This is a genomic window from Nocardia carnea, assembly GCF_029869215.1.
GTDB classification, from domain to species: domain Bacteria; phylum Actinomycetota; class Actinomycetes; order Mycobacteriales; family Mycobacteriaceae; genus Nocardia; species Nocardia carnea_B.
Genome location: NZ_JARWPM010000026.1, coordinates 1 through 3,540, shown reverse-complemented (window position 1 = coordinate 3,540; position 3,540 = coordinate 1). Strand labels below are relative to the sequence as shown.

At 70.7% G+C, this 3,540-nt stretch carries 4 protein-coding genes; 3 read left to right on the top strand and 1 reads right to left on the bottom strand.

What is annotated here, in order from left to right; all coding sequences use genetic code 11:
* Window positions 1–594: 594 nt before the first annotated feature.
* Window positions 595–1,815: a sensor histidine kinase gene (locus QH276_RS00590; RefSeq protein ID WP_280400590.1), complete on the top strand. Its 1,221-nt coding sequence runs from the start codon at window positions 595–597 to the stop codon at window positions 1,813–1,815.
* Window positions 1,812–2,483, top strand: coding sequence for a response regulator transcription factor (locus QH276_RS00585; RefSeq protein ID WP_280400591.1), 672 nt, complete (start codon window positions 1,812–1,814; stop codon window positions 2,481–2,483). Before QH276_RS00590 ends, QH276_RS00585 begins: the two co-directional genes overlap by 4 nt.
* 22 nt (window positions 2,484–2,505) lie before the next feature.
* Here QH276_RS00585 and QH276_RS00580 read toward each other — a convergent pair whose 3' ends face one another.
* The gene (locus tag QH276_RS00580; protein WP_280400592.1) at window positions 2,506–2,865 is read right to left on the bottom strand and encodes a DUF952 domain-containing protein; all 360 of its coding nucleotides are present in this window, start codon (window positions 2,863–2,865) and stop codon (window positions 2,506–2,508) included.
* A 274-nt stretch (window positions 2,866–3,139) separates the two neighbouring features.
* Here QH276_RS00580 and QH276_RS00575 point away from each other — a divergent pair, with 274 nt between their 5' ends.
* Complete coding sequence (locus QH276_RS00575) at window positions 3,140–3,334, top strand: DUF7455 domain-containing protein (protein ID WP_030521621.1); 195 nt, start codon at window positions 3,140–3,142, stop codon at window positions 3,332–3,334.
* Window positions 3,335–3,540: the final 206 nt, after the last annotated feature.

Genomic DNA, 3,540 nt, shown 5'->3' with positions numbered 1-3,540 from the left:
CCTTGGCCCCCGGGTTCCCCCCCCCCAAACCGCGCCCCGGGGGCAATTTGCCCGGGGGGGTTAACCGCTGGGACGGGCCGAACCCTTCAAATGCCTCGCTGAACTCGGCGCCGCCGTGGTTGCGTGAGGATTCGGGGTTGTTCCCGTGTAGGGCCTCGCTGAACTCGGCGCCGCCGTATGTCGCGTGAGGGTTCGGGGATGTTTCCGGGCAGGGCCTCGCTGCGGCCGCAGCGAGTGCAGGCCAACCGGTGGGGCGGTCGGTGCGCCGGACACACAGCGGCATGGGCGGTGCCGCCCGGCCGGGAACTCGGCGCCGCCGTTGGCGCGTTCGATTCGGGTTCTGCGACCGAAATGCCTCGCTGGGCTCGGCGCGGCCGGGGGATGGGTTCGGCTGGGTTGTGACTCCACACAGTTGCCGCGCTGGACTCGGCGCCGCCCCTGGGCTTTCAGGACGAGGGCGAGCGGAAATCCGAATGTCTCGGCGAGGTCTGAGGCGACTCGTTCTGGGGCGGCGATGCGGGGGTGTGTTCGGTACGACTGCGGATCGTTATTTCGATGGACTCCACGCGCCGAACCGTGTGCTGTGATTGAGGGATGCAACGGTGGTCGGCGTTATCGGCGACGGGCAAAGACATCGTTATCGCGGTCGCATGGTTCGCGTTCGGGTCGCTGCTGTATCTGGCCGGCTTCCATATGCTGTTCGTTTCCGCGGACGGCCCCGCAACTCCGCTGGCTCCGCGCTTCGCGCTGCTGGCGATGGTGTGTGCCGTGCTCCTGGTGCGACGGCGGGCGCCGATCACCGCCATGGTGATGGGATTGGTGCCGCTGGCCTTCGACCTGATGCTCGGGCCGACACTGCCGGTGTGGCTCGTCTACACCGACCTCATCTACGCGGCGGTGGTCTACGGCACCCGGCGGCAAATGGAGGGGGCGGTGGTGGCGTGGCTGGCACTGTCCGCGACGGCCGCGGGCGTGGTGCTGGGGGTCACCGAGAACTGGCGCTACATGGTGCTGGCGCTGATCATGGCGGCGGCGTTCGTGGGCACCTCGCTGTGGTGGGGTTTGACCGTACGCGCGCACAAGGAGACCGCCGAGGCCGAGCGCGACCGGCGCCGGGCGCTGACCCGGGTGGCGGAACTGGACCGGCGGGCAGCGGTGGCCGACGAACGCAAGGCCATGGCGCGCGATCTGCACGATGTGATCGCCGGGCATCTGTCGGCGATCGCACTGCAGTCCGAGGCGGCCCTGGCGGGGGTGGACGGCACCGGTGGCGATCCCCGGCTCACCGGGATCCTCACCGCCATCCGCACCAACAGTGTCGAAGGGCTGCAGGAGATGCGGACCATGATCGGTTTACTGCGCCGCGACGACGATCGCCCGGAAACCACGGCCCCCGGGCGGCTGGCCCAGCTGCCGGGACTGGTGGCGGTGGCACGGCAGGCGGGTATGCGGGTCCGGGTACGGCAGGACACCGGCGACGTTCCCGTGGCGGGTGCGGTCGACCAGGCGGCGTACCGGATCGTCCAGGAGGCGGTGACCAACGCGATGAAACACGCGCCGGGGCAGGAGGTCGAGATCGACGTGTACACCGAGGCCGGGGAGCTCGTGCTGACCGTGCGCAATCCCCTGCTCGCGGCGGCGCATCCGGCCGTGGCCGATATCGCCGCGGGCGGGCAGCGCGGCGTGACGAATATGCGCGAACGCGCGGCGGCGCTGGGTGGCAGATTCCGGGCGGGCCCCGAATCGGGCGCCTGGTGGGTGCGGGCCCGGCTACCACTCACCGCGGTCGCGGAACCGGTGGGCGAACCGCGATGACGATCCGAGTACTGCTCGCCGACGATCACGCCGCCATCCGGGCCGGTTTGCGCATGATTCTCGATACGGCCGGCGATATCGAGGTGGTGGGCGAGGCCGCCGACGGTGCGGTCGCCCTGACGCAGGCCCGGGCGCTGCGTCCGGACGTGGTGCTGATGGATGTCCGTATGCCGGGGACGGACGGGATCACCGCGACCGCCCGGATCACCGCGGAGAACCTGGCCCGGGTCCTCGTGCTCACCACCTTCGACCTGGACGAATATGTGTTCCGCAGCCTGCGCGCCGGAGCCGGCGGTTTCGTCCTGAAGTCCGCGTCGGCCCCCGCGCTGATCGAGGCGGTCCGGGCGGTGGCCGCCGGGGACGGTGTCCTCGCCCCGGAGGTGACCCGCGCCGTGATCCAGGCGTTCGCCGGGTCGGCCGCCGCACCGCGGCCGCGGCCGCCCGCCGGGCTCGCGGACCTGACCGGCCGCGAACGTGAGGTTCTCGACTGCTTGGGCGCGGGACTGTCCAACGCCCAGATCGCCGCCCGGCTGTTCATCGGCGAGACCACGGTGAAAACTCATGTATCCCGGGTGCTGACCAAGCTGGGTATGCGGTCGCGGGTACAGGCCGCCATCCTCGCCCGGGAGCTGGCCGTGGCATCGGAGGACAGCCCGGGCTCGCGCTAGCGCCGCGACACAGGGCGCGGTTTCAGCCGGTCAGCGCGGCGTACACCCCGTCCGGGCCGGGCCGATACGGTTCCACGCCGACCACGGCAGCGACCGGCAGCGGCCCGTACAGGTGCGGGAAACGCATGGCCGGATCGTCGCCGGGGACGCCCGGCTCCCAGCGCACCGGGGCGTCCAGGCGGGCAGGGTCCAGCCGGAGCAGCACCATATCGGAGCGACCGGCGAACAGGCGGTTCGCGGGCAGGTGCACCTGCTGCGGTGCCGAGAGGTGCACGAAACCCTCGGTCACCAGCGAGGCGGGCCGATGCACCCCGTCGCGCTGTGCGGTAGCCCACTCATCGGGAGTACAGAGGTGAACAAGGGTGTGAGTGTCACTGGGCACGGGTAACCTCCGATACACAACTCGACAGTCGTTCACGGAGCAGGCGATCCACCGGTTTTCCACGCCCGGTCCGCGGTGTTCGCCACAGGCGAAAACCGCTGGTCGTGTTAGGGAAAACACAGTGGGAAGCCACGGGGAACAAACCCATCGCCCCGAACGTCTGACAGAGTAGTCATACCACTGCTGGGAAGTAGCGGAAGCGAGCCCGCGGAGTGACCACGGGCCTCACACCAGGTGAACGGTCTGTAGTGCCGGAAGCCAGGACGGAGGAGTCATGCCAGGAACCCTGACTAGCACCCCACTGACCGCGGTCGATCGCTGTGATCGCTGCGGGGCGGCGGCCCGTGTGCGTGCCGTTCTGCCCGCAGGTGGCGAGTTGCTCTTCTGCCAGCATCACGCGAACGAACATATGGAACGACTGCGCGAGCTGGACGCCGTGATCGATACGGAGTCCGCTCCCGCCCTCTGACCGTCCGCGTCCGACACAACAGCATCGAACAACTGAACACCGCTTTTCCGTGGGGGGGGGGGGGGGGGGGGGGGGCGCCCCCGCCCGGGGGCGCGGGGGGGGGTGACCCCCCCCGCGGGCGGGGGGGCCCCCCCCCCCCCCCCCCCCCCCCCCGCGGGGGGGCCCCCCCCCCCCCCCCCCCCCCCCACGGAAAAGCGGTGTTCAGT

Excerpts from the sequence above, each read along its gene's own strand:
- QH276_RS00585 (WP_280400591.1), top strand. The coding sequence starts at position 1,812 with ATGACGATCCGAGTACTGCTCGCCGACGATCACGCCGCCATCCGGGCC.
- QH276_RS00590 (WP_280400590.1), top strand. The coding sequence starts at position 595 with ATGCAACGGTGGTCGGCGTTATCGGCGACGGGCAAAGACATCGTTATC.
- QH276_RS00575 (WP_030521621.1), top strand. The coding sequence starts at position 3,140 with ATGCCAGGAACCCTGACTAGCACCCCACTGACCGCGGTCGATCGCTGT.